Genomic DNA, 25,257 nt, shown 5'->3' with positions numbered 1-25,257 from the left:
CGAAAGATTTGCTAGTAATTAGATTATATTTTTAGTATAATTGCTGTTAGAGTCGTGTGACCAGGAGGATATATTGTAATGAACGAAGAGAACAACGAGCTATTGGCAGCTCTTGACAGCGTAGCCGAAGTTAAAGTTGGTGATGTTGTTAAGGGTGAAGTTTTGGCCATTGATGACGCCCGTCAAGTTATCGTCGGTATCGAAGGTGCCGGTGTTGAAGGTGTGATTCCTTCACGTGAATTGACAGCTGATCGTGATGCTAACATCAACGATTTGGTCAAGGTTGGAGACGTTTTGGATTTGGTAGTTGTTTCAACTATCGGTTCTGACAAAGAGGGTGGATCATACCTATTGTCAAAGCGTCGCCTTGAGGCTCGTCGTGCTTGGGAAGAAATCGCAAGCAAGCACAATGTTGATGACATTGTAGAAGCCCCAGTAACACAAGTTGTTAAGGGTGGTTTGGTTGTTGATGTTGAAGGTGTACGTGGTTTCGTACCTGCTTCAATGATTGAGAACCGTTTTGTGCAAGATTTGAACCAATACAAGGGACAAACTATTCGTGCAAAGATTATTGAAATCAATGCAGCTGACAGCCGTTTGATTTTGTCACGTCGTGATGTTTTGAATGAAGAGCGCGCAGCCGCTTTGTCACGTGTGTTCAATGAATTGGCAGTTGGTGATGTTGTTGAAGGTAAGGTTGCTCGTATGACCAACTTTGGTGCCTTCATCGACCTTGGTGGTGTTGACGGATTAGTACACGTATCTGAAATCTCACACGAACGCGTTTCACAACCATCAGATGTTTTGTCTGTTGGTGAAGAAGTTAAGGTTAAGGTTCTTGGCTTGGATGCTGATAAAGAGCGTATCTCATTGTCAATCAAGGCAACGCAACCTGGACCATGGGAAGCAGCAGCAGCTGAAGCTCCAGAAGGAGCCATCATCGAGGGTACGGTTAAGCGTGTCGTTGACTTTGGTGCCTTCGTTGAAGTATTCCCAGGTGTTGAAGGATTAGTGCACGTTTCACAAATCTCACACAAGCACGTTGATAACCCATCAGACGTTTTGAAGGCTGGTGATAAGGTTAAGGTTAAGGTTTTGGAAGTAAACCCTGACAAGCAACGTTTGTCATTGTCTATCAAGGCTTTGGAAGAGGCTCCTGCACGCGAAGAGCGTTCAGAGCGTTCAAACAACAATGGTGGCAACAACAACAGCGACCGTCCACGTCGCAACAGCCGTCGTCCACGTCAAGAGTCAGCTCCTATGAACTACTCAACACAAGACGAAGAAGGTTCTGCAACTTTGGGTGATGCCTTTGGTGACATCCTAAAGGACTTCCGTTAAGATATACTTCTGTATATAACAAAAAGCACTATTCACTTTGTGAGTAGTGCTTTTTATTTTGAAAAATGGTTTTTGATGTTTTGCATAAAGCGCAAATATGCCCGTGAACGTTCCATTGCCCGGTACCGGCGCGGATTCTTGCGGTAAAAGTCTTGATGATAGTCCTCGGCAGGCCAGAATGGCTGATTGTCGCGAATTTCAACAATGATGGGTCGATGATATTTCTTGCTGGCAATCACATCAGCTTTACTAGCTTCAGCAAGGCGACGTTGTTCTTGACCATTAACAAAGATCACTGGACGGTAACTCTCACCACGATCTGCAAATTGACCGTTGGCATCCGTCGGATCGATAATCTGCCAGTAAATTGTGAGAAGTTCGCTGTATGAAATCTGTTGGTTATCAAAGGTAATCTCGACTGCTTCAACGTGACCTGAATACTGACCGATGACTTGATCGTAAGTTGGATCAGCGATGTGACCACCGGTGTAACCACTAACAATAGAAATAATTCCGGGTTTACTGGCGAATGGTTCAACCGTACACCAGAAGCATCCGCCAGCGAAAATTGCATGTTCTTCGGTCATTCTTTTCACCCCTTTATCGGATAATTTCAATCATTATATCATGTAAGCGCTCTCGTGATATAATTTAACTATGGATAAAGTGACTGCTTTAAATTGGATGTACAACTTAATTTTAGATAAGCATGTTCGCACATGGGAACGTCAATTATTACAGATAAGCAAGGAGCAAATTGAAGACGGCCAATCATTAACTCGAACGCTGGAAGAGCTCGAGTTCGCGTTACGGCCGCTTGCATTGCGATCAAATTTAACGCCAAAGGTGGCAGAATTTTATCAAGCCATTAGCAATCAACATTTGTTTGGTAATGGAGTTGGTGGTATGTTGCCTAATGATTGATTAGCTAGAAAAATACGCTAGTTACTAATAAAAGTAACTAGCGTATTTATGTGAAACTGATCGTTTTTGCACTAGCAGGTTAATCTGCACGTGTGGTGTTACTACTGACAATAAAAAGCGTTGCAGCAATCAAGATGAAAACGATCATTAGGACCAAGAAAATTTCTGTTAACCAGGGTTGCTCAGTGCTATCGATGATGAAAATTGAGGTGAGTCCAAAGAGGTTTGCTAAAACGATACTGATGTAGCCATAAATGCTTGACTTGTTCATAGATGCTTCCTTGTTAGTATATAAAATATATTATTCGTGATTTGGTCATAAATGGATGATTAATGACGAAGTGGCGATGGTTCTTGGTGATTGATAAGGAAGCCGCTTTAAGAAGCGCGACAACCTTAGCGAAATGTATATAACAGTGCATTATTCTAGCCCTGTCTGGTGTTTGAGTCAAACATGTTGATTGATGGATAGTGAAACATTTATGGACCTTGTTATGAAAATTGATTAAATTAGTGTGACAATGATGTATGATGATTTTTTTCGTATTTACGTTGCCTGTTAAAGAATTAGATTGATAAATGGCAAAAAATATCATGAAAAAATGATAAAATTGATAAAAGTAGATTTATGGGGAGTTATTGATGAAGGCGTATATAAAAAATCTGTGGGCTTTTTTGACGACTAGTCGGCGTTATGTTCGACCGGTGTTGTTGTTTCATTTGTTGGTGATTACTTTTATCATCCCGGCATTAGTTTTAATTACGAAGAAGATTCTAGCGCAGCAAGATTTCTCAACGATTTCGGTTGATAATTTGAGCACGATTATAACAAATCATTTTTGGATAACCTTAGGTTTAATTCTGGTGATACTGCTGATCTTAATCTTTATCTACCTAGAATTTACCTTTATGATATTCTTAGCGTATTTTGTGAAGCGGCGTGAATATGTAACTTTTCGTCAGTTAATTTTTATTTCATTCTCACGATTAAAACATATCCGGTTTTCAACAATCTTGTTTTTCATTGCTTATTTCTTTTTTATCTTACCGCTAAGTGGGTTAGCTGGTAGTGTTGATTTTATCTCTAGAATTAGAATTCCAAGCTTCGTGATGGAAGTTATGATGACCGGTCCATGGGTCTTTAAGGTGCTCTATCTCATGGTAACGTTATTGAGTATCTATCTAGCTTGGCGATTGATCTTTACATTGCCGTTAATTATTTTAAAAGAAATGCATCTGCGAGCTTCAATGAAAAAGAGTTGGCAGTTAACGCGTAAGCACTTCTGGGCCTTTTTCTTGCAAGTTGCGAGTCTCATGGTAATCGTTGTTGGAGTGTTTGTGTTGGTTGCATATGGTCTGGTGAGTTTGCAGGGCTATATTGATAGCACTTGGGCACAGTATGCTTTACAGTTCGGGATTGTAAATCTCTTGATTATTCAATTATTTGGGTTGATTGAATTAGTTCTGTCGCTAGTATTGGTTTTCTTTGTGATTATTCAGTTGTTGGATGTGAAAAACGAACTACCTGAGCAAATTCCGGTCATTGCTTTTAAGCGTTTCCGATTAGGCTTTCGAATACTGGGTACATTCAGCGCAATTCTAGTGTTGTTAGTATTATTGTTAGCTGTAACGGTGGTAGCCTATGAATATATGCAACCAAAGCGACTTGCTCAGCCAATGTTAATCTCGCACCGGGGGCTGTCAAATCAAGAGGGTGTGCAAAATACGATTCCGGCACTTGAGAAGACGAGTCGGGAATATCATCCTGATTATGTTGAGATGGATATTCGGCAAACAAAGGATCATAAATTCGTTGTAATGCATGATGCAAATTTGAAGACCTTGGCCAATAAGAACTGGATTGTCGAAAAGAAAAATTATAATCAACTGGTCGGTTTAAAGTTATCGGAAAATGGATACACTGCTAAATTACCTGGTTTTGAGGAGTATTTTGCGGCTGCTAATCAGCAACAACAGAAGCTCTTGATCGAAATAAAGACCCGGCGTGGTGAAGATCCAGATCAGGTGGCAGATAATTTCGTCAAGCAATATGGCGCTGAAGTTGTTGCAAATAAGGCGATGATGCACTCGCTCGATTTGAAAGTGACAGAACGTTTGCGAGAGAAATTACCCAAGACAACCTCAAGTTATATTATGCCGTTCAATGTACTTGGTGTTCCAAGTATTAAGGCGAATGCTTTCTCAGTTGAGGTGTCGAGCCTCGATCAAGACTTTGTCTGGGACGCACATGATCAGAACAAAAAGGTCTTTGCCTGGGACGTTGATGACACTGATACGGTTCAACGAATGCAAATTTATCAAGTTGATGCGTTAATTAGTGATAACATGCCGCTGGTAAACAAGATGGTCCGTGATGAGCATAAGGACTTAACCTATGCCCAGAAACTTAGAATTTATATTCAAGACATGAACAATAAAATATTTAATAGCTTTTCAAATACCGACTGGCAGGATAGAGACGTGTAATGTAGCTATCTTTATACCTATAAATACGATACAATTAACTGTTAGTTAATGTACATTTAGTAAAAAATAAAGGAGGCGTCTAATGGCATATCCAATCGTCGCCATCGTTGGCCGCCCAAATGTGGGGAAGTCAACAATTTTCAATCGAATTGCTGGTGATCGAATTTCGATCGTCGAAGATACACCAGGCGTTACTCGTGATCGAATCTATACGCGTGCAGAATGGTTGACCCGCGAGTTTCGATTGATCGATACTGGTGGAATTGATATGAGTGATGAACCATTCATGTCACAAATCGTCCAACAAGCAGAAATTGCGATTGACGAAGCTGATGTAATTGTTTTCATGGTCTCAGCTATTGAAGGATTGACTGATGCGGATGAACGCGTCGCAAAAATTCTATATCGCTCAAATAAGCCGGTTGTTTTGGCAGTCAATAAAGTTGATAATGTTGAAAAGCGTGCAGATATTTATGATTTCTATGCACTTGGATTTGGTGAGCCTTTCCCAATCTCTGGTTCTCACGGAACTGGATTGGGAGACTTGCTTGATGAAGTGATGGGACATTTCCCAGAAAAAGAAGAAAATGTTGAAGACCAAACGATTCGTTTCTCATTCATTGGTCGACCAAATGTTGGAAAGTCATCATTGGTTAATGCAATCTTGGGTGAGGAACGCGTGATTGTTTCTGACATTGCGGGGACAACTCGTGATGCTATCGATACAAGGTTCACCACGCCTGAAGGCGATGAGTTCACGATGGTCGATACGGCGGGAATTCGTAAACGTGGTAAGGTTTATGAGTCAACCGAGAAGTATTCAGTCATGCGGGCAATGCGAGCAATTGATGATTCGAATGTTGTCTTGATGGTTTTGAACGCTGAAGAGGGTATCCGCGACCAAGACAAGCACGTAGCTGGTTACGCTCATGAAGCAGGCCGAGCTGTGATTATCTTGGTTAATAAGTGGGATACGCTTGAAAAAGATAATCACACGATGGGCGAATTTGAAGATTTGATTCGGACAGAGTTCCAATATCTATCTTATGCCCCAATCATCTTTGTATCCGCTAAGACTAAGCAACGTTTGGACAAAATTCCAGCTTTGATTAAGCGCGTTAATGAGAACCATCAACGTCGCATTCAATCATCAACCTTGAATGAAGTGATCATGGATGCATTGGCATTGAACCCAGCACCAAATATGAACGGAAAGCGTCTGCGTGTATACTATGCAACACAAGTAGCAGTTCAGCCACCGACATTTGTGGTCTTTGTGAATGAGCCAGAATTGATGCATTTCTCTTATGAACGGTTCTTAGAAAACCAAATCCGTAAGGCATTTGACTTTACTGGAACGCCAATTCACTTAATCAAACGTGCCCGAACTTAATCAAATAGGAGATTAATATGGCAAATAAGCAAGATTTAGTTGAGTTGGTTGCGCTACAAACTGGTCTTACAAAGAAGGATGCTACAGCGGCTGTTGAAGCAACTTTCGATGCAATTCAGGATACGTTATCCAAAGGCGAAAATGTTCAATTAATGGGCTTTGGTAGCTTTGAGGTACGAGAACGGGCCGCAAGAACGGGTCGTAATCCACAAACGGGTGCGATCTTAGAGCTTCCAGCGACTACCGTGCCAGCATTTAGAGCCGGTAAGAGTTTGAAAGATGCTGTTAAATAAGGTTGCTCTTTTATAACTGAATAACCAGAAAGGTGAGACAACTTTGATTTCAAAGTTGCCTCGCCTTTTTTGTGGAATTAATAGAACAAGTACAAATTTTATCCGATATTAACCGAGGAATATATATATGAAATACAGCTTTAAATATATTCTTGACATGGGTGGGCTTGAACGAAATGAAAGGTCTTAAACTCGATTTTGATAATCCTTCAGTGTTCCTGATTTTGTTTGACCTGTATATTGGAAAAGTATTGATTTTCTTGAAAATAGGACTAATATTTGTCTTATGTATGGTTATATTGAGAGAGGTCAAGAAGATGCAACATAATTTTAAATTATACAAAAAAGGTAAATATTGGGTGTTTGCCAGTAGTATCATGGCAACGGTTGTTGGGGGAGTGTTTTTAATGAATACCCCAGCTGTCGAGGCGGATACCGTTACAACAGTGGTGGGGAGCGTTTCACCGACGAGTGCGGTAGCGGCATCGAGTGCTAATTCTTCAACAGTTCTAAATAGCACGGGTAGTTCAGCAACTAGTGCAAGCTCTGCAACAGCAAACATAAGTAGCAATGCTTCAGTTAGTAGCACATCAGCAAACAGCATAGGTTCAGTGGCCGGATCTACTAATAGCGTTGCGGCATCTGCAAGTCAAAGTGACTCTGCGAGTAATAATTCATCAGTTGCGAGCTCTGTTAATAGTTCGACGGCTGTGAGCTCAAGCCAAGTACATCCAGCTATTGCGATGCGTACAATGGCGGTAGTTGCGGCACCAACGATTGTTGACTCTGGTAATTGGTCATATCAAAAGATTGATAATTATCCTGACCCTAACTCTCCTACCAGTGCACCGATGCAACAGGTTGATACGTTTGGTGTTCCTTGGACTTTAGACTCCAATGGTGTGTTGACCTTGGGTCAAGATGCAAACGGAACGGTCTATAGTGGACCGATTAATATGGACGCAGTTCCAACACAATTTAGTGTTCAGCAAAATAATACGAGCAATAGTGGAACTTTTGTAAATGGGGTGGGCGCTGATGTAAATCTAGTGAAGTCAATCGTGGTTGCAAAGGGAGCAAATTTAGAGATCATGCGTGATTCTGCGTCGACATTAACACCTGTTAGTGCCAGTTCGCCTTTTGCAAACTTACCTAATGTGACGAGTATTGATTTAACGGGGATTACCAATAATGGTGGTTGGAACGGAACTTATAATTTGTTTAGTAATGACCCCAAATTGACTAATATTGTCATTCCGAGCGGATTATTGACCTCGGCCGTCAAAAATGTTGGCGCAATGTTTGCGGGTGATGCTGCCTTAAAAACAATTGATCTTTCAAATTTTGACACAACTAATGCAACAAGTATGGCATATATGTTCGCAGGTGACACAAACTTAACAAACCTTGATCTTTCAAATTTCAAGACAGCAAATGTAACTGACATGAGTGCCATGTTTAATGATGACCCAGCTTTAACAAAGCTTGATCTTTCAAGCTTTAATACAGCAAATGTAACTGAAATGTATGATATGTTTGCTGGTGATACCACATTAAATAGCATTAACCTGTCAAGCTTCAATACGTCGAATGTGAAATCAATGGCCGCAATGTTCTACAATACGCCCGAATTAGCAAATTTGGATCTTTCAAATTTTAATACAGCGAATGTAACAAGCATGGGTAGTATGTTCAATGGCAGTTCTACCTTAACAAACCTCGATCTTTCAAATTTTAATACAGCAAATGTAACCGACATGAGCAACATGTTCAAGAATACGACTAATTTAAACACCTTAAATCTTACTAGCTTTGATACGGGTAATGTGACGAGTATGGACTCGATGTTTCAGGGGGCAGCGGCGCTGACAGACTTGAATCTTTCGAATTTCGATACTGGTAATGTAACCGATATGGTCAACATGTTTGCAAGTGATTCTAAACTAGCAACGCTCGACGTATCCAGTTTTAACACGGCTAATGTTAATAGCATGTTTGGCATGTTTTATATGGATCCGCTTTTGAAGTCGCTTGACCTTTCAAAGTTCAATACGGCAAATGTAACGAATATGGCCTACATGTTTAATGGCGATTCAATTTTAAATCCGCTTGATGTGTCGAGCTTTAATACAGCTAACGTTACTAATATGCAGAGTATGTTTGGCGGAGATTTTGCTTTAAAGATACTTGACCTTGCAAACTTTGATACAGGTAACGTCACCAACATGAATGATATGTTTGGTGCTGATACTTCGTTGACTAATTTGAATGTTAGTAGCTTTGATACTGCGAAGGTAACAGATATGTCGCAGATGTTCTTTGGAAATGTGGCACTGCCAACACTAAATCTTGCAAATTTTAATACCAGTAACGTTACTAAAATGGCCTCGATGTTTGCTGGCGACGAGTCGATGACAAACTTGAATGTGACAAGCTTTGATACTTCAAATGTAACGAATATGGTAACGATGTTCAGTGATTTAGCAAGTCTTCAGAGTCTTGATATGAGCAGCTTTTCATCAAAATCGCTAGACAACGGCGGTGTGTATGGAATGCTTGAGAGTGATCCGATTTTACAAGTTTTGAAATTAGGCAATCAATGGTCCTTTTCTCCAAGTGGTTCCGGTCCAGATGGCTCTGGGACAGTATTAGAAAATGTGTTTAAAGGCAATATGGGATATTTGGGGCGGTTTGGGATTGCACCGATTATATCTGCAAATGGAACGGTTGCAATGAGTAATCTGGTGTACCTTACCGCGCCTGATGCAGAGAATGGTTATTATACAGGGCTTTGGCAGGAAATGGGCTCATCGACGGATATTTTAAAACCTACAGGACAGGTAATTGCTAAGAATGCGCTGATTAATTTACCGGTGGGCTCATTGGCGGGAACCTGGGTCTGGCAACATATGCCGGTGACGTTCTTCAATAGCAGTTTAACCACATCAGATTCGGGCACTTTTACTAATTTTCTGGCACCCTTGGGGGATGGAACGAATGGGCTCAGCTTAGGAGCTTTGTATACTTCTAACCCACTTACGAGTGCGCTTGTAAGTAAAAATAATTATTTAACAACTACCCAAGCCAATGTATCCGTCAATTATTTTGGCGAAAGTGATGGTGGATATAATGGTGTATCAAATCTAGCGGAGGTCCCAACTACTGCCTATCAAAGTAGATCAAGTATTCTTACAATCAAACCAATTGTTAATGTGGGGAATATCGTTGAAGGACCTGATGTGCAGACGATTTCAGCAGCAATTTTAAATTCGACTGATCCGACTAATACGAATGGGTTATTTGGGATGGACTTAAATAAGCCGCTTGCCATGGATGCTAGTACTGGGCTTTCGAGAGTTAAGGTTACAACAAATAATGCCTTGCCTGGCACTTATGATATATGGACAATGTATGGTAGTACCAATATGCCAGGCGGGTACAATATGTTTACAAACAATACGAATATGTTAATGGGAAGTGCTCACCTTACTGTAAACTATACACCTACCGCAACAACTGTCCTCGGTACTGCTATTAAAACTAATGCAAACACTTACCAAATTGTCGATACAGTTACGGCAACTGGCTTACCAAATGCAACCTACTCGTTGGTAGGTAATTTAGTTGACTTGGCGAATAACTTGGCTTCTGCTTCGACATCTGATACGGCAACTGGGGTTTATGATGCTTCCGGTCATGCAACTGTTAATTTGACGTATAAACTACCCTTGAACGAATATGGTCAATTATTGAATGAAGGTGCCCAGTTACAAAGTCAGGTTACCGGTAGTTCAACCACCATTAACAATGCTGGTAATATTACTAAAAACGCTGACGGGACTTATTCGATGACCGATCCCGTTACTTTAACTGGAACGGTCGGCGATAATTTCACGCTGACGGGTACGATGTCAGCAGCGCCGGAAGGAGTTGATCTTTCAAGTGTAACAGCGAAAGCGACTGGTACTTACGACGCTAATGGCAATGGAACAGCCCAATTAGTTTATACATTAACTGCCACGCAATATATGGCATTAGCAGCGGGGCAAGCTCAATTAACTTCAACTGTTAATGGCATTGATACCACTAATAATACTAGTTGGATGCAGAGTGATTATATGGGTGCTTTTGTTCAAAGTGCAATTGCTGTTGATCCGACTTTCACGAATGAGGAACAAAATCTACCTAAAATAGTTGAGAGTGGCGTTTCCAGCATTGATCAGGCGTTTCAAAATAAGGACGGCCTATTTGAGATTAATGATGCGATCACCTTAGCAGGTGGGCCGGCTGGTAATCCATTTACCTTAACCGGAAACTTGGTTGATCTAACAAACTCTGCAAATCTTAGTAATGTTATTTCAAACGTGACTGGTGTTTTTAATGCCGATGGTAGTGCAACAGCGCAAATAACTTATTATTTGACGCCAGCTCAATATGGGCGTTTGTTACAAGCTGGAGATACTGTTGAATCACAAGTTAGTGGTAGTGATTTAGTTAATGGAATTTCGATAGCCATGGATCCAACTTACACTAATGAGAGTGCCAAAGCTCCAATGGTACACGAAACTGGTGTTACGAAGATTGATAATGCAGTTCGCAACTCCGATGGAACTTATACGATTAGTGATGCAGTAACATTAGCAGGTGGTGTTGCCAGTGATAACTTTACTCTGAACGGCACGTTGGTTGATTTAACCACCGCTAGCAATCTTGTAAACGTAACTGGGACGACCGCTGGAATATTCGGTGCAGATGGGACTGCCACGGCTACGATTACCTATAATTTGACTGGATCACAGTATGCAACATTACTAACAGCTGGTGATACGATCGAGTCTCAGGTAACGGGGATGGATACTACTGATGGAGTAATGATTGCCATGGATCCGACATATACGAATGAGAGCTTGGCGATCCCTAAGATTAGCGAAAGTGGCGTGACTAAAATTAATAATGCTACGCGCAATACTGATGGTAGTTATACGATTAACGATGTGGTTACATTGGCGGGTGGAATTGCCGGTAACGACTTTGCCTTGAATGGTACATTGGTTGATCTGACCACTCCCGATAATCTTGTGAACGTAACTGGGACAACCGCCGGAACGTTCAGTGCAGACGGGAGCGCAACGGTTACGATTGCGTATACTTTGACTGGAGCACAGTATACGACATTGCTAACAGCTGGTGATACGATTGAGTCTCAAGTAGCGGGGATGGATACTACTAATGGACTAACAATTGCCATGGACCCAACTTACGCGGGCGAGAGTTTAGCAATCCCTAAGATTAGCGAAAGTGGCGTAACTAAAATTAATAATGCTATGCGCAATGCGGATGGTAGCTATACGATTAATGATGCAGTTACATTGACAGGTGGGATTGTAGGTGATGCCTTTGCTCTAAATGGTACATTGGTTGATCTGACCGCGCCTGATAATCTTGTAAACGTAACTGGGACGACCGCCGGCGTATTCGGGGCCGATGGGACGGCAACAGCTACCATCACCTATACCCTGACCGGAGCGCAATATACGGCGTTGCTTAATGCTGGCAATACAATTGAGTCTCAGGTAACCGGGCGTGATTCGACCAATAACCTAACGATTGCGATGGATCCAACCTATACAGGCGAGAGTTTAACAATTCCTAAGATTACTGAGAGTGGTGTGACTAGCATTAGTAATGCTAGCCGAAATGCTGATGGTAGCTACATGATTAATGATGCAGTGACTCTAGTTGGTGGTCTGGCTGGTGACACTTTCGTTTTGAACGGTACGTTAGTTGATCTAACAACGCCAGGTAATCTGTCAGGTTTGACTGGTACAGCAACTGGGAGTTTTGATAGCAACGGAAAAGCGACTGCCACAATTTCGTATACACTGACAACTGCACAATATGATGCGTTGTTAACCGCCGGCGACACAGTTGAGTCACAGGTAATCGGAAATGATTCAACTAATAACCTAGTGATTGCGATGGACCCAACGTATACGGGTGAAAGTTTGACGTTGCCAAAGATTAGCGAAAGTGGTGTGACGCAGATTAATCGTGCAGTTCAGAATGCTGATGGAAGTTATACCGTTGATGACGCGGTTACATTAACTGGTGGCCAGCCAGGAGATCAATTTGTTCTCGATGGTCGTTTAGTTGATATCTCTATAGCAGGTAACTTGGTAAATGTCACAGCATTGTCGACCGGCGTATTCGGAGCCGATGGTACGGCGACTGCTACCTTGGTCTATCACCTCAGTGCAGAACAATACGCGTTGTTGGCAACAGCCGGTGATACGATTGAGTCGCAAGTGACAGGAATTGACACAACGAATGGCTTGACGATTCAGATGGATCCAACCTACACCGGCGAGAGTGAGGCGATTCCTAAAACGCCTATTGTGCCAGCGCAACCGAAAGTTGTGACGCCTAAGGCACCGCAAGTTTCGCCAGCGAAGTTGCCAGCGACTGGTACGGAATCACAAGCTGGAATTCTTGAGCTTGGCGAAGCGATGAGTTTAATTGCGTTATTAGGCTTGTTGGATATTCTTCGTAAGCGTAAAAGCGCAGACGAGGAAATCTAAAAAGTACCTGAGACCTTGAAAAAAGTAATCAGATAAAGTCAGCTAATTCACAGCCATTTTAAATGGTTATGAATTAGCTGACTTTTTGTGAGAATCAAAAAAATGGCAGGTAGTTGAATCTGTTATTTACCCAAATGTTTGCTATGATTATCTTAGCAAATTGTATTGGGGGAGTATTATGCTACTTGGGGGAATTGAGGGTGGACATCAGAAGTTTATTGTTGCCGTTAGTAATCAAGCCTTTGGCATTATTGCCAGAAAAGAGATTGCTACGGATGTCCCAAGTGTAACAATGCAGGCAATTTTTGATTTTTTTGATCAATATCCTGAACTGGTTGCGATCGGAATTGGGGCATTTGGGCCAATTGACACGCGACCGTTATCTTACACATATGGTCAGGTGCTAACAACACCAGTAGCGGGATGGTCAGGTTATCAGTTCTTGGCGGGAATGCAAAAATGGCGTGATGACCTTGCCTACTATTGGACGAGTAATATCAATGCCGCCGCGTGGGCGGAATATCTAAATGGTAGTGGTCAAAGAGCTAACACGATGCTATATCTAAATGTTGGTAATGATGTTGGCATGAGTATTGTTCATAACGGTAAACTATATGCTGGTGCTGGTATGCCACAAGGGGGGCACGTGTTAGTAACGACACGCCAAGATGACTCATATGAAGGTTATTGCCCATTCCATGGTAATCGTTGTTTGGAGGGGTTGGTTGCAGGACCGGCAGTCAAGGCGCGTTATGGGATCGAGGCAGTTGATTTAGCAGATGATCATCCAGCGTGGGAATTGATAGCAGATTATGTTAGTCAAGCGTTGATTTCTGCGACAGTCCTATTACGACCAAATTGTATTGTACTTGGCGGTGGAATTCTGCAACGACCGCATTTAGTTGCGCGCATCAAAGATCAATATCAACTTTTGTCGAATCATTTCTTAGAGCAAGGCTCGATCATCGATCAATATATTTTGCGCGGTGAGTATCAGGAAGAAGCTGACATTTTGGGAGCACTCGCGCTTGCTAAGTCGCTTGTGTAATAATATGCTTGCTTGTGGCAGATTTCTTCCGGTATACTGGATCTCGACGTGAAAAAATATGTTAGGGGGATCTGGCTTTGCAGAAAAGTAAAAAAATAAGTCTGGTTGTAATTGCAGTAATTATGATCGGCTTCGTGATGCGATCAACGTTCACAACATTACCATTAATGTTGGGGGATCTATCGCAAGCCCTAGATATGCCAATTGGCAGTCTGGGAATTTTAACGACAATTCCTTTGGTGATGTTTATGCTAGTATCAAATTTTGCTAGCAAGACGATTGAATTGTTAGGTCTCAAGCGAGCGTTACTCTTGATGTTGATCACTTTAGCGCTGGGAGCGGGTCTTCGGATCATCATTGCCTTACCAACGATGATAATTGGATCGGCTTTGATTGGGATTGCAATTGCGCATCTGAATGTCTTTATGCCTACTTTAGTTGCAACGTTCTTTCCGACGCGCGTGGGATTGATGACGTCAATTTACTCAATTGCGATTACAGTTGGATCAGTTTTGTTTAACTTATCAACTGCCTCAATTGTCGCTTTGACTGGCTGGCGTTCGGTACTTTGGCTGTTGTTCATCATTCCACTGGGTGTGGTGGTCTTGTGGTTTTTGGCAATGAAACGGTTACCAGCTGAACCACATGCACAGCATAAATCAGCGCATAAGCAGGCGTTTAAAACGTGGCGTAATATCAAGGCTTGGCCATTCTTACTGGCATTTGGAAATCAGTCAATGTTGAATTATGCGTTTGTAGCTTGGTTGCCCGTAATGATGGCTTACCATCATTTGAGTACTCAGCAAGTTGCAATTGCGATGACCTTGATGGCTTTTACCAATATCCCAGTCGCAATGACTGTTCCTAATATGTTGACCCGCTTGTCTAAGCGTAAGATGCTTGCCTTGGTAATCATAATGATGGTGATTGGACTGACTGCGGCAGGAATGATGTTCTTTCAAACTGATAACTTCAGTTTCTGGATCTTAGAGGCATTGATGGCGGGCTTGGTAATCGGATTCTTCTTTATTTTTACCATGACGATGTTTGCGGTTAAGACTCAGTCACCGTATCAAACAGCATCACTATCAGGAATGGCCCAGGCGGGTGGATACTTTATTGCCGCGATGGGACCTAGTCTATATGGAATTGCTTATGGAATTAATCCGCTTGGCAATATTCAAAATATTTGCTTCGTATCGGCAATTCTTATCGCGGGGGTTGCAACAATTTTTATTGTTAAGATGGATCATGTTTAGAATTTAATTATATAGAAAGTCCCATTGACGGATTTAACCAAGGTTTTAACGGCATGGTAAGTTCGTTTGTGGGGCTTTTTGCAGATAATGGGCAAGCGCCGATTACATGCGAATACGGCGATTGCCTGGCAATACTCCTAGTCAACGCAAGTATGGTGATGTGGACAGCTATACAAATAGTGTGATGATTCGGAATTTGACTTGCCATTTTTGATGAAATCTAGTAGCATAATTGAAGTGAGTAAATGGAGATATACCCAAGTCTGGCTGAAGGGAACGGTCTAGAAAACCGTCAGGTCGGGAAACCGGCGCGGGGGTTCGAATCCCTCTATCTCCTTAGATGTAAGAAAAGACGCCCTGAGAGCTATCTCAAGGAGCGTCTTTTTAATTACTTTAGATGGTTTACTTTGCTTGAAATATTTGCAGTAGCCAAGCGTTAGATTAAACTATTTTATAAATAGATGATATAATTTGACATATATAGTGTGCTTTGTACCTAGGGATAATGAATAGAAGAACAGGTGGAATAGTGGAAAACAATCAAGAGGAACAAGTTCAAACTTTAGACGATTTCTTTGATCGGAATAGTAAGATTAATGCAGCTGTCAGTAAGAATTACGTTGATAAGCGGAAGAAGAAGAACTCACTGAGTCTAAAAAAGACGTTGTCAATTGTGTTTGTACTAATGATGTTGGCAGGAATAATTTTACCGATTGCAAACATATTGTTTAATTAATATATGCACGACACGATTGTAATAAAAAGGCACTGGCAGTTGCAGTGCCTTTTTATTATGTGACATCTCTTAACGGATTGTTTAAGTGGCTTTGAATAAAGTGATTTTAGTTAAATGCTTTTCAAAAAAGAATCGAAAAGGATTATTATAAATGATAGCGATAATTTAGCAGATTATCGGTATAATAAAATCTAGACAACTATTAATAATGTTAAAGAATAATAAGTACAAGGAATTAATGGCCTTGGTTGAAAATGTGGGAGATAATAATGGCACCTAAGGCTCGAATTATAAAGCGACGACGTACGCAAAATTGGGGACAATTAATCAGAGAGACCAATCGTTATATTGATTGGTTGATTTTATTGCCTGCAATTATCCTGATGATTCTGGGAACAATTATGGTTTATTCAGCTAGTGCCGATATGCCAACTGGCTCAGCTTTCTCGTATGTTTTTAAACAAGGAATCTTTGATATTACGGGACTTTTTGGCGTATTGTTTCTATTCCATTTCAAATTCCGTTGGCAGACACGTGGGGCACAGTGGTTTATTCGACTAGCGATGACCGCAAGTATCTTTTTGATGTTAGTTGCTTTCGTTTTTGGGCAAGCAATCAATGGTGCAAAGGGATGGATCTTATTGGGACCAGTTTCGCTGCAACCAGTTGAATTCTTCAAAATTAGCTTAATCTTGTTTTTGGCGTATACCAGCGGTAAGGTGATGAACGAGGATGAAGCGGAGGCACTTGGCGTTGCTGGTCGGCGATGGCCACGAATCTTTATGCTGATTGCAATATTTGGTGTATTTCTTGATGGTATCATGCCCGATATGGGTGGAGTTGGTATTATTACGATGATCAGTATCACCATTATCCTAGCGGCTAAATGGCGACCAATCTTTATGATTGCTTCAGCTGGACTATTATTTTTGATCTACATATTACTGCCAAATCTGGTCAACTGGTTTGGTCTAGAAAATAGTGGTAGTTACATGGTGGCACGTCTTATCGCCTATATTAATCCATGGGAAGTAGCTTCTTCATCTGGATTGCAGTTGATAAATTCACTGTATGCCATTTCAAATGGAGGGATTTTTGGACGCGGTTTGGGTAATAGTATCCAAAAGTTTGGTAATTTACCCGAGCCCAACACCGATTTCATTATGGCGATTGTGGCTGAAGAGCTGGGGATGTTTACAATTTTGATTATCCTAGCTTTGCTATATTTGATGATTTTTAGATTGATCACCTGGGGAATGCGGACCAAAATCATGTTTTATCGCTTGACCTTATACGGTTTTGCAACCTATTTCTTTATGCAGGTATTGGTCAATTTCGGTGGTGTTGTGGGCGCCCTGCCAATCACAGGAGTTACTTTCCCGTTCATATCATATGGCGGCTCATCAATTTGGTCTTTGTCGATTGCACTTGGTATTGCGATGAATATTATTAAACAAATTAAACACGAGGAAGAACTAGGTAAGGAGGGTTAAGCTATGGATTTTGAAGTTGTACCGCGCAGAAGTATCATTGTTTATTTGAAGAATGTTCGACAGGCGCGACAGTTACGCCGTTTCGGAGTGGTGGAGTATATTTCGGATAAGATGAAATATGCCGTCATTGCAATGAACGAACAAGACGTTGCGACTAAGGTGCCGTTGATTGAACGACTTGGTTTTGTACGAGCAGTGGAACTTTCACATTGGCCCGATGTTGATACAACTGTCGGAAGCGCTAAGGATAATTATGAATTGATTATTGATCCTTTGGAGCTGGCAGACGAACCTGTAGATGAAGAGGAACTTTAATGAGAATTGTTGGTGGAGAATTCGGTGGTCGAACGCTTAAAGCGGTACCGGGGACTGCAACGCGACCAACCACGGATAAAGTTAAAGAGGCCATTTTTTCGATGATTGGACCTTATTTTGATGGTGGTCGGTCGTTAGATCTTTATGCTGGATCAGGCGGATTGAGTATCGAAGGGGTCTCTCGTGGGATTGATGAAGCTGTTTTAGTGGATCGCCAATATGCGGCAATCAAGACGATTAACGAAAATATTGCTGTCACAAAGGCCCCGGAGCGTTTTAAGGTGTTCAAGACTAATGCGGATGCCGCAATTCAGCGTTTAACGGGACAGACGCCATTTGATTTACTATATTTTGATCCGCCATATGCTAAGCAAACAATTGTGCATGATTTAGAGAAGCTGCAGGCAGCTGGGTTAATTGCGCCAGATGCGCTTGTAGTCGCTGAGACAGATCAAGCAGCTGGTTTACCAGATGATTTGGCTGGATTTGAGTTTTTGAAAGAAAAGGATTATGGAATTACAGTGGTCACACTGTATCGCTATATTGGAGTTGCTGATGAAAAAAGTCGTATTTCCGGGAAGCTTTGATCCATTTACAAATGGACATTTGGATGTTGTCAGGCGAGCAGCTAATTTATTTGATGAGGTTGTGATTGCTGTTGGAACAAATAAGAGTAAGCAATATATGTTCTCAGCCGAAGAAAAAATTGCATTGATTGAGGCGACCGTCTCAAATCTTGAGAACGTTAAAGTTGTTGAAATGAGTGGCTTGGCGGTTGAATTCGTTAAGGCACTGGGAGCACAGACAATGGTTCGGGGCTTGCGTAATCAAACTGATTATCAGTATGAACGCGATATTGCCGAGATGAATTATCAACTTGGTGGAGTTGAAACAGTCTTTCTAATGGCTCGGCCGGAAAATCAAAATATCTCAAGCAGTATTTTAAAAGAGGTTGCCAGCTTTGGTGCAGATATTAGTAATTTAGTGCCTGACCCAGTTGCTGAGGCGCTTGCTGAACGTTATAAAAGATGAGAAGTGATGGTTGATGATGACAAAAAAAGCAAAAGGCAAGTTTAACTGGCGTCGATTCGGTAAAATTAGTGCAATCGTTGTTGGTGTACTTGTTGTCTTAGGAATTATTATTCCCTTACCAATTTATGTTGAGACTCCTGGAGCGGCAGATTCCTTGACTTCATACATTAAAGTCAATAATAAGCCAGCTAAGGTTGACGGCAAGTATCTGATTACGTCGGTCTATCTGCAAAAGGTGACCGGACTGGGAGCCTTAATCTCATTAATGAATCCACATGCTACGCTAATGAGTGAGGCGACTGCTAATTCGGGAACGACGGCTGAGAACTCCGCAAAGATTAACCAGATCTATATGAATTCAGCCGTGAATGAAGCTAAAGTTAATGCTTTTAGAGCGAGTGGGATTGCATATCAACGTTTATATAATGGATTATATGTGATGGGTATTCAAGATGACTCACATTTTAAAGGCGATTTAAAAGTTGGAGATATGATTACGGCCATCAATGGTAAGCATTTCTCATCTGCTAAAGGGTTCCAAGACTATATTCGACGGCAAAAGGTCGGGACTAAAATTACGATCAATTATCAACGTGGTAATACAAAGAAAGTTGCCCGACAAAAAACGGTTGCTTTAGCAGGTACTAAAAATCTGGCAGGAATAGGAATCATGTTGGCAGATGCGGTGGATGTTACTGCAGATACCCAAGTTAGCGCTAATATGGGCGATATTGGTGGCCCTTCAGGTGGGCTCATGTTCTCACTTCAAATGTATGACGCACTAGATAAAGATTTGAATTTAGCGAAGGGTCGGACAATTGCTGGTACTGGTACGATTGATAATGAAGGCAATGTTGGTGAGATTGGTGGAATCGATAAAAAGGTGATTGTAGCGCGTGATGCTGGTGCGAAAATCTTCTTTGCCCCATATTTGAAACCAACTAAGGAAAACTTAAAGTACGAAGAAAACGGACAAACGAATTATCAGGAAGCGAAAGCAACAGCAGCTAAATACGCCCCTAAGTTGAAAGTTGTACCGGTTAAAAACTTTAAAGAAGCAGTGAATTATTTAGAAACGCATTAAGGGTTATGCTAGTCCAAATTTGGACTAGCATTTTTTTATTAATTTTGTATAAATCAACGATATGGTTGATCTGGCTCAAAGCAGATGATCAATTTGCGTTACTAGTATTGGAGCCATTATTCTGAATGACAATCGACTGACCAAGATTAAATATTTTTCAAATATTACATAGAAATTGACCTATACCAATTTTAGAACACGGGCTTAAAGAAAATTGACATTCCGTGCTACAGCGTGGATAATAGCCGTATTGATTAAAAAAATGAAAAATAATTTATATAGACCGTTTCGAAAAAGGAGTAAGTATGTTGTATTGCGGAATTGTTGGTTTCACGAGTTTAAATTATCAATCTTCACCAGTATTGCTTAAAGGATTAGAAAAGCTAGAATATCGCGGTTATGATTCTGCAGGTATTTTTGTACCAAATTCTGATGAAGGCATGGATCAATTAGTTCGTGAGAAAGGACGAGTTGCGGACCTTGAGGCTTTAGTAGCAACAAAGCATGTTTCAGGTACAACCGGTATTGCGCACACCCGTTGGGCAACTCATGGTGAGCCATCAGTTGAGAATGCTCATCCCCACATGTCAAATGACGGTCGTTTCTACTTAGTACATAATGGCGTGATTGAAAATTACGAAGAACTAAAAGAGACGATGTTGAAAGATGTTGAGCTACATTCTGATACAGACACAGAGGTTGGCGTTCAAGTAATCGCCAAATTAGTAGCTGATGAGGGACTATCGACTTTTGATGCCTTTAATAAGGCTTTGACTTTGTTCTCCAATGATTCTGAGTCAGCCTATGGATTTTTGCTGATGGATCAGACTGAGCCAGAACGGATGTATGTTGCCAAGCGCAAGTCACCATTGCTAATTGGTTTGGGAAAAGACTTTAATGTCGTGACATCTGACGCAATTGCAGTACTGGATCAAACAAAAGATTTTCTTGAGTTACATGATGGTGAAGTTGCAATTGTTGATCCTAGCGAAGTTAAGTTATTTGACGAGCATGGTGCAACGGTTACTCGGGAACCTTTCCACTTGGATATTGACGCTTCAGAGACAGACAAGGGAACGTATCCCTTCTACATGCTAAAAGAAATTGATGAGCAACCAATTGTGATTCGAAACCTTTTGTCACGCTACTTTGATGCAGATAAGCATGTGCAATTTGGCTCAGAAATCTTGCGCGAAATTCGTGAAGCTGATCGCTTATATATTATTGCTGCAGGAACTTCATACCATGCCGGCTTAGTTGGTGGGCGGATGTTCGAACAATGGTCAGGCAAGCCAACCGAAGTGCATATCTCTTCTGAGTTTGCCTACGAGCAACCTTTGTTGTCAGAGAAGCCATTCTTTATCTTCTTGTCACAATCTGGTGAGACGGCTGATTCTCGAGAAGTATTACAACAGATCAATGCTCAAGGACACCATTCTTTGACTTTGACCAATGTTGAGAAATCAACGTTATGGCGTGAGGCAACCTATGCTTTGCCACTTTTGGCTGGACCAGAAATTGCGGTCGCTTCAACCAAGGCATATATTGCACAAGTAACCTTGGAAGCAATGTTGGCATATGCAGTTGCCGATCAAGCCCAACTTGGTTTTGACCTAGAGCAAGAATTGTCAAAGATTGCGGTTGATATCCAAGGAATCGTTGATGATAAGGAAACTTTCAAGCAAGTTGCTGAGGAGTTACTAGTACCTGCACAAAGCGCCTTTTATATTGGACGGGGAGTTGATTCAGCTGTTTCACTTGAGGCTGCTTTGAAGTTGAAGGAAATCTCGTATGTTCAGGCGGAAGGCTTTGCGGCCGGTGAATTGAAGCATGGTACACTTGCTTTGATCGAGAAGGGAACGCCAGTGATTGCCTTGATGACACAACCTAAAATGGCCTTGCTAACGCGTGGGAATTTGGCTGAGACACAAGCTCGTGGAGCTAAGGCTTACACAATTGTTTCCAAGTCAATTGCTAAGGCCAATGACAATTATGTTTTGCCTGATACGATTGATTTGTTATCGCCATTGCTGTCGGTTGTACCAACGCAATTGTTGGCATATTATACTTCCTTGGGACGTGGTCTTGATGTTGACCGTCCACGTAACTTGGCAAAGTCGGTTACAGTACAATAAAATTAAATTTGTTTAGAACGCTATCTATTTAGCCTGTTAGTCACATTGGGATTAACAAGCTTAAATGGATAGCGTTTTTTTTGTCTGGAATTACTGATTAAATGTCAATGAATGGTTGACTGCTGATGTTTATTAAGACTATTTAAATATTAAGCATATTAACTAAATATTACTAGAGGATGAGAAGCGTTTTTGGTCACTAAACTTAAAATTAACTTGGAAAGTTGTCTAGTTAATGATTATTGATAGATCAAGGTTTCCAGTGAACCTGCCTAGTCAAATCAGTTAAAGCCCACAGCCAAGGCGTTGAAATCGCTTACAATGTTGATATACAATAATACTGTCATTTAGGAAGGAGACTCGGAAATGGATAAATACCAAAGGATTTATCAAGATGTGTTATCAGATTTAAGGACTGGGAAATATCAGCCGGGTGATTACTTACCAAGTGACACGAAGTTTGTCATGCGCTATCAGGTTTCACGCGAAACTGTTCGTAAGGCAGTTGGGGCGTTAGCTGAAGACGGTTATGTTCAACGCTTAAAGGGTAAAGGGACCCTCGTACTTGACCGAAAGCATTTTGCTTTTCCGGTATCAATGATCGAGAGCTACCGAGAGTTAGTAGAAGAGATGCATTTGGAGTCAACAAACGATGTTTTGCGGATCCAAGAACAAGTTATGATTCCGCAGGAATTGCAATTTGAGAAGGCTGCATCTGGTTTGAGTATTCAAGTGGTCCGACGGCGAAATGTCGATGGCGATCCGATGGTATTGGACTATGACTACATCAATCCTGAAGTTGTTGAAACTGTCCCAAAATCAGCAGCGCAGGATTCATTATTTAATTATTTTGAGAATCAGTTAGGTTTGCAGATCGACTATGCGGTTAAGCATATTACGATTGAAACGGCGTCAGCTGAAGATCGGCGATTATTGCAGATCTCAGAAGATATTCCAATGGTAGTTATCCGCAGTGAAACCCACCTAACTGATAATCGGTTGTTATCATTCACGGAGTCGCGGCATCGTGCAGACCGCTTTACAAGTATTGAGTTTGCCCGCCGTCGTAAGTAGAGGAGAGAATAAATGTTTGGTTTTGGAAAGAAAGCAACACCAGCAGAAGATGAAGCTCTATATTCACCAGTGACAGGAAATGTTATTGAGCTAAGCGCAGTATCAGATCCCGTCTTTGCTGGCAAAATGATGGGTGATGGTTTTGCCGTTGAACCTAGTGCTCAAGAAATCGTTGCACCGGTTGCAGGCCGAATTACGATGCTACAAGGGCATGCGATTGGAATTACAAGATTTGACGGCTTAGAAGTCTTGCTACACATGGGGATTGATACAGTTTCCTTAAATGGAGCACCATTTACGATTAAGGTGACTGAAGGTGAACTTGTTGAAGGCGGACAGACACTCGGAGCCGCAGATTGGGACCAAGTTGAAAAGGCTGGGCTGCCTAAAACAACAATGGTATTAATTACAAATACTGCCGATCGGCTTGATCAGCTGAATGTGACAGTAGGTGAAGTCTATGGTGGCGCTGTGGTTGGTCAAGCAACTGCAAAGTAGGGTAGGAGAAAAGGAAATGGCAAAGAAAGATTACACGGGCTTAGCATCTGAAATTATTAATGGTGTTGGTGGCGAGGAAAATGTTGATAAGGTAATCCACTGTGTGACACGTTTACGTTTTTATTTGAAAGACAAGGATAAGGCTGATACACAGGCAATTCAAAGCTTAGACGGCGTTGCGGGTTCTGTTTATAACGAGAGTCTTGGACAATACCAAGTTGTAATTGGTCAAGCAGTTGCCGATGTTTATGACGAAGTGGTTGATCAGTTAGGGAGTCAGGTAACGGATGATGATGCAACCGATGCTGCAATGGCGGCAACTGGTGGCCAAAGTAATGGAAACGGGCCACAGAAAAATATTCTGGTACGAGCCTTTCAAGGGTTAGTTGGTACGATCACAGGCTCAATGATTCCGATTATTGGCTTGCTAGCGGCAGGAGGTATGATCAACGGACTCTTAACCTTGTTGTCGGATCCAACATTGTTACACTGGATCAATCCAGCTTCAGATACGTACGCAATCTTGTCATCAATGGCAATGGCGCCATTCTACTTCTTGCCTGTGTTGGTTGGCTTCTCAGCCGCTAAGCAGTTGAAGTCGGATCCATACGTGGTTGCAGCGATTGGTGGATTAATGATTCACCCTGCAATTCAAAACTTAACGACTGCGCATATCGTGAACGGCAAGATTGTAACACCCGCTTTGGTTGGACATTTGTTCAATGTTCCGCTAAATGCGACCTATCTGGGACTGCCAATCAACATTCCATCATATGCTTACACAATCTTCCCAATTATCTTTGCGGCATGGTTGGCACGTCCAATTGGCAACTGGTTGAAAGAGCACTTGCCATTAGCATTACGGCCAATCTTCCAACCAATGATTACTCTATTTGTGGTTGGATCAATTGTATTGATCGCTGTTGGACCTGTAATCTCAGTGATTTCTTCAGGAATTGCAGCCGTTATTACAGCTTTGTTGAATTTGAACTTAGGAATTGCCAGCTTTATTATTGGCGGTTTGTATCAGGTTTTGGTGATCTTTGGTTTGCATTGGATGGTTATTCCAATTCTAACTCAACAAATTGCTCAAACTGGACAATCAAATATCAATATGATTGTTTCCTTCACGATGTTGGCACAAGGAACTGGTGCTTTGGCAGTGTTCTTCAAGACGCGTAAGACAGCTTTGAAGGGTCTGGCTGGTTCTGGTGCACTTTCAGCTTTTGCGGGAGTCACCGAGCCTGCGATGTATGGAATTAACTTGAAGTACGGTCGAGTATTTATCATGTCATCAATTGGGGCAGCCGTTGGAGCAGGTGTGGCTGGATTCATGCATTTGCATATGTATGGTTTCGCAGGATCATTGATTGGATTCCCTAACTTTGCTTCACCAAAGGACAATCCAAATAACTTTATGATCTTCTGGATTGCAACGATTGTAACAATGGTTGTGGCCTTTGTCGGGGTGTATTTCTTCGGCTACAAGGATACCGACGTGGCAACTGATGGTGTTGAGAAAAAGAATGTCTTTAAAGACGCGGTTAAGTAATCAGGAAGCGAGTTA

The 25,257-nt window shown here is 41.6% G+C and carries 20 protein-coding genes and 1 tRNA gene; 19 read left to right on the top strand and 2 right to left on the bottom strand.

Annotation, left to right across the window (positions count from 1 at the left end; all coding sequences use genetic code 11):
• Positions 1–78 precede the first annotated feature (78 nt).
• Positions 79–1,341 carry a 30S ribosomal protein S1 gene (gene rpsA, locus ESZ50_RS09845; RefSeq protein WP_148623501.1) on the top strand — a complete coding sequence of 421 codons (1,263 nt, stop codon included), beginning with the start codon at positions 79–81 and terminating at the stop codon, positions 1,339–1,341.
• A 53-nt stretch (positions 1,342–1,394) separates the two neighbouring features.
• On the opposite strand, the gene msrA is transcribed toward rpsA, so the two are convergent.
• Positions 1,395–1,928 (bottom strand): peptide-methionine (S)-S-oxide reductase MsrA, encoded by a 534-nt coding sequence (gene msrA, locus ESZ50_RS09840; RefSeq protein WP_148623499.1) that lies wholly within the window; start codon positions 1,926–1,928, stop codon positions 1,395–1,397.
• A gap of 70 nt (positions 1,929–1,998) precedes the next feature.
• On the opposite strand from msrA, the gene ESZ50_RS09835 reads away from it, so the two are divergent.
• Positions 1,999–2,265, top strand: coding sequence for a bacteriocin immunity family protein (locus ESZ50_RS09835; protein WP_148623497.1), 267 nt, complete (start codon positions 1,999–2,001; stop codon positions 2,263–2,265).
• Between the two features lie 79 nt (positions 2,266–2,344).
• Here ESZ50_RS09835 and ESZ50_RS09830 read toward each other — a convergent pair whose 3' ends face one another.
• Positions 2,345–2,536, bottom strand: a complete 192-nt coding sequence (locus tag ESZ50_RS09830; protein ID WP_148623495.1) for a hypothetical protein — start codon at positions 2,534–2,536, stop codon at positions 2,345–2,347.
• Positions 2,537–2,907: 371 nt separating this feature from the next.
• Here ESZ50_RS09830 and ESZ50_RS09825 point away from each other — a divergent pair, with 371 nt between their 5' ends.
• From ESZ50_RS09825 to ESZ50_RS09745, 17 genes are all read left to right on the top strand, one after another.
• Entirely contained in the window at positions 2,908–4,752 is a 1,845-nt protein-coding gene (locus ESZ50_RS09825; RefSeq protein WP_148623493.1) for a glycerophosphoryl diester phosphodiesterase membrane domain-containing protein, read from the top strand.
• A gap of 82 nt (positions 4,753–4,834) precedes the next feature.
• Positions 4,835–6,145, top strand: coding sequence for a ribosome biogenesis GTPase Der (gene der / locus ESZ50_RS09820; RefSeq protein ID WP_148623491.1), 1,311 nt, complete (start codon positions 4,835–4,837; stop codon positions 6,143–6,145).
• A 17-nt stretch (positions 6,146–6,162) separates the two neighbouring features.
• Positions 6,163–6,438 carry an HU family DNA-binding protein gene (locus tag ESZ50_RS09815; protein WP_148623489.1) on the top strand — a complete coding sequence of 92 codons (276 nt, stop codon included), beginning with the start codon at positions 6,163–6,165 and terminating at the stop codon, positions 6,436–6,438.
• 317 nt (positions 6,439–6,755) lie between these two features.
• Entirely contained in the window at positions 6,756–13,016 is a 6,261-nt protein-coding gene (locus tag ESZ50_RS09810; protein WP_187387620.1) for a BspA family leucine-rich repeat surface protein, read from the top strand.
• A gap of 178 nt (positions 13,017–13,194) precedes the next feature.
• Positions 13,195–14,064 (top strand): ROK family protein, encoded by an 870-nt coding sequence (locus tag ESZ50_RS09805; protein ID WP_148623485.1) that lies wholly within the window; start codon positions 13,195–13,197, stop codon positions 14,062–14,064.
• 77 nt (positions 14,065–14,141) lie between these two features.
• Positions 14,142–15,323, top strand: coding sequence for an MFS transporter (locus tag ESZ50_RS09800; protein WP_148623483.1), 1,182 nt, complete (start codon positions 14,142–14,144; stop codon positions 15,321–15,323).
• Positions 15,324–15,570: 247 nt separating this feature from the next.
• Positions 15,571–15,660: transfer RNA gene (locus tag ESZ50_RS09795), tRNA-Ser, on the top strand.
• Between the two features lie 192 nt (positions 15,661–15,852).
• Entirely contained in the window at positions 15,853–16,059 is a 207-nt protein-coding gene (locus ESZ50_RS09790; protein ID WP_148623481.1) for a hypothetical protein, read from the top strand.
• 269 nt (positions 16,060–16,328) lie between these two features.
• Positions 16,329–17,552 (top strand): FtsW/RodA/SpoVE family cell cycle protein, encoded by a 1,224-nt coding sequence (locus tag ESZ50_RS09785; protein ID WP_187387619.1) that lies wholly within the window; start codon positions 16,329–16,331, stop codon positions 17,550–17,552.
• Between the two features lie 3 nt (positions 17,553–17,555).
• A complete protein-coding gene (locus ESZ50_RS09780; protein WP_148623477.1) occupies positions 17,556–17,867 on the top strand; it encodes a YlbG family protein in 312 nt (103 codons plus the stop codon).
• Positions 17,867–18,454 carry a 16S rRNA (guanine(966)-N(2))-methyltransferase RsmD gene (gene rsmD / locus ESZ50_RS09775; RefSeq protein WP_148623475.1) on the top strand — a complete coding sequence of 196 codons (588 nt, stop codon included), beginning with the start codon at positions 17,867–17,869 and terminating at the stop codon, positions 18,452–18,454. Before ESZ50_RS09780 ends, rsmD begins: the two co-directional genes overlap by 1 nt.
• A complete protein-coding gene (gene coaD, locus ESZ50_RS09770; RefSeq protein WP_148623473.1) occupies positions 18,423–18,899 on the top strand; it encodes a pantetheine-phosphate adenylyltransferase in 477 nt (158 codons plus the stop codon). Before rsmD ends, coaD begins: the two co-directional genes overlap by 32 nt.
• Positions 18,900–18,912: 13 nt before the next feature.
• Positions 18,913–19,983 (top strand): SepM family pheromone-processing serine protease, encoded by a 1,071-nt coding sequence (locus ESZ50_RS09765; protein WP_246111543.1) that lies wholly within the window; start codon positions 18,913–18,915, stop codon positions 19,981–19,983.
• A 305-nt stretch (positions 19,984–20,288) separates the two neighbouring features.
• Positions 20,289–22,118, top strand: a complete 1,830-nt coding sequence (glmS, locus tag ESZ50_RS09760) for a glutamine--fructose-6-phosphate transaminase (isomerizing) (RefSeq protein WP_148623471.1) — start codon at positions 20,289–20,291, stop codon at positions 22,116–22,118.
• A gap of 366 nt (positions 22,119–22,484) precedes the next feature.
• Positions 22,485–23,192 (top strand): trehalose operon repressor, encoded by a 708-nt coding sequence (gene treR / locus ESZ50_RS09755; protein WP_148623469.1) that lies wholly within the window; start codon positions 22,485–22,487, stop codon positions 23,190–23,192.
• A gap of 12 nt (positions 23,193–23,204) precedes the next feature.
• Positions 23,205–23,690, top strand: coding sequence for a PTS sugar transporter subunit IIA (locus ESZ50_RS09750; RefSeq protein ID WP_148623467.1), 486 nt, complete (start codon positions 23,205–23,207; stop codon positions 23,688–23,690).
• A 16-nt stretch (positions 23,691–23,706) separates the two neighbouring features.
• Positions 23,707–25,242: a PTS transporter subunit EIIC gene (locus ESZ50_RS09745; RefSeq protein WP_148623465.1), complete on the top strand. Its 1,536-nt coding sequence runs from the start codon at positions 23,707–23,709 to the stop codon at positions 25,240–25,242.
• Positions 25,243–25,257 lie beyond the last annotated feature (15 nt).

The sequence above is a fragment of the Weissella muntiaci genome (assembly GCF_008107635.1).
Classification (GTDB): Bacteria; Bacillota; Bacilli; order Lactobacillales; family Lactobacillaceae; genus Weissella; species Weissella muntiaci.
The sequence above is the reverse complement of the archived record's forward strand: the minus strand, read 5'-3'. Positions and strand labels throughout refer to the sequence as shown.

Coding starts and splice junctions, on each gene's coding strand:
- rpsA (WP_148623501.1), top strand. CDS start 79: ATGAACGAAGAGAACAACGAGCTATTGGCAGCTCTTGACAGCGTAGCC.
- msrA (WP_148623499.1), bottom strand. CDS start 1,928: ATGACCGAAGAACATGCAATTTTCGCTGGCGGATGCTTCTGGTGTACG.
- ESZ50_RS09835 (WP_148623497.1), top strand. CDS start 1,999: ATGGATAAAGTGACTGCTTTAAATTGGATGTACAACTTAATTTTAGAT.
- ESZ50_RS09830 (WP_148623495.1), bottom strand. CDS start 2,536: ATGAACAAGTCAAGCATTTATGGCTACATCAGTATCGTTTTAGCAAAC.
- ESZ50_RS09825 (WP_148623493.1), top strand. CDS start 2,908: ATGAAGGCGTATATAAAAAATCTGTGGGCTTTTTTGACGACTAGTCGG.
- der (WP_148623491.1), top strand. CDS start 4,835: ATGGCATATCCAATCGTCGCCATCGTTGGCCGCCCAAATGTGGGGAAG.
- ESZ50_RS09815 (WP_148623489.1), top strand. CDS start 6,163: ATGGCAAATAAGCAAGATTTAGTTGAGTTGGTTGCGCTACAAACTGGT.
- ESZ50_RS09810 (WP_187387620.1), top strand. CDS start 6,756: ATGCAACATAATTTTAAATTATACAAAAAAGGTAAATATTGGGTGTTT.
- ESZ50_RS09805 (WP_148623485.1), top strand. CDS start 13,195: ATGCTACTTGGGGGAATTGAGGGTGGACATCAGAAGTTTATTGTTGCC.
- ESZ50_RS09785 (WP_187387619.1), top strand. CDS start 16,329: ATGGCACCTAAGGCTCGAATTATAAAGCGACGACGTACGCAAAATTGG.
- ESZ50_RS09780 (WP_148623477.1), top strand. CDS start 17,556: ATGGATTTTGAAGTTGTACCGCGCAGAAGTATCATTGTTTATTTGAAG.
- rsmD (WP_148623475.1), top strand. CDS start 17,867: ATGAGAATTGTTGGTGGAGAATTCGGTGGTCGAACGCTTAAAGCGGTA.
- coaD (WP_148623473.1), top strand. CDS start 18,423: ATGAAAAAAGTCGTATTTCCGGGAAGCTTTGATCCATTTACAAATGGA.
- ESZ50_RS09765 (WP_246111543.1), top strand. CDS start 18,913: ATGATGACAAAAAAAGCAAAAGGCAAGTTTAACTGGCGTCGATTCGGT.
- glmS (WP_148623471.1), top strand. CDS start 20,289: ATGTTGTATTGCGGAATTGTTGGTTTCACGAGTTTAAATTATCAATCT.
- treR (WP_148623469.1), top strand. CDS start 22,485: ATGGATAAATACCAAAGGATTTATCAAGATGTGTTATCAGATTTAAGG.
- ESZ50_RS09750 (WP_148623467.1), top strand. CDS start 23,205: ATGTTTGGTTTTGGAAAGAAAGCAACACCAGCAGAAGATGAAGCTCTA.
- ESZ50_RS09745 (WP_148623465.1), top strand. CDS start 23,707: ATGGCAAAGAAAGATTACACGGGCTTAGCATCTGAAATTATTAATGGT.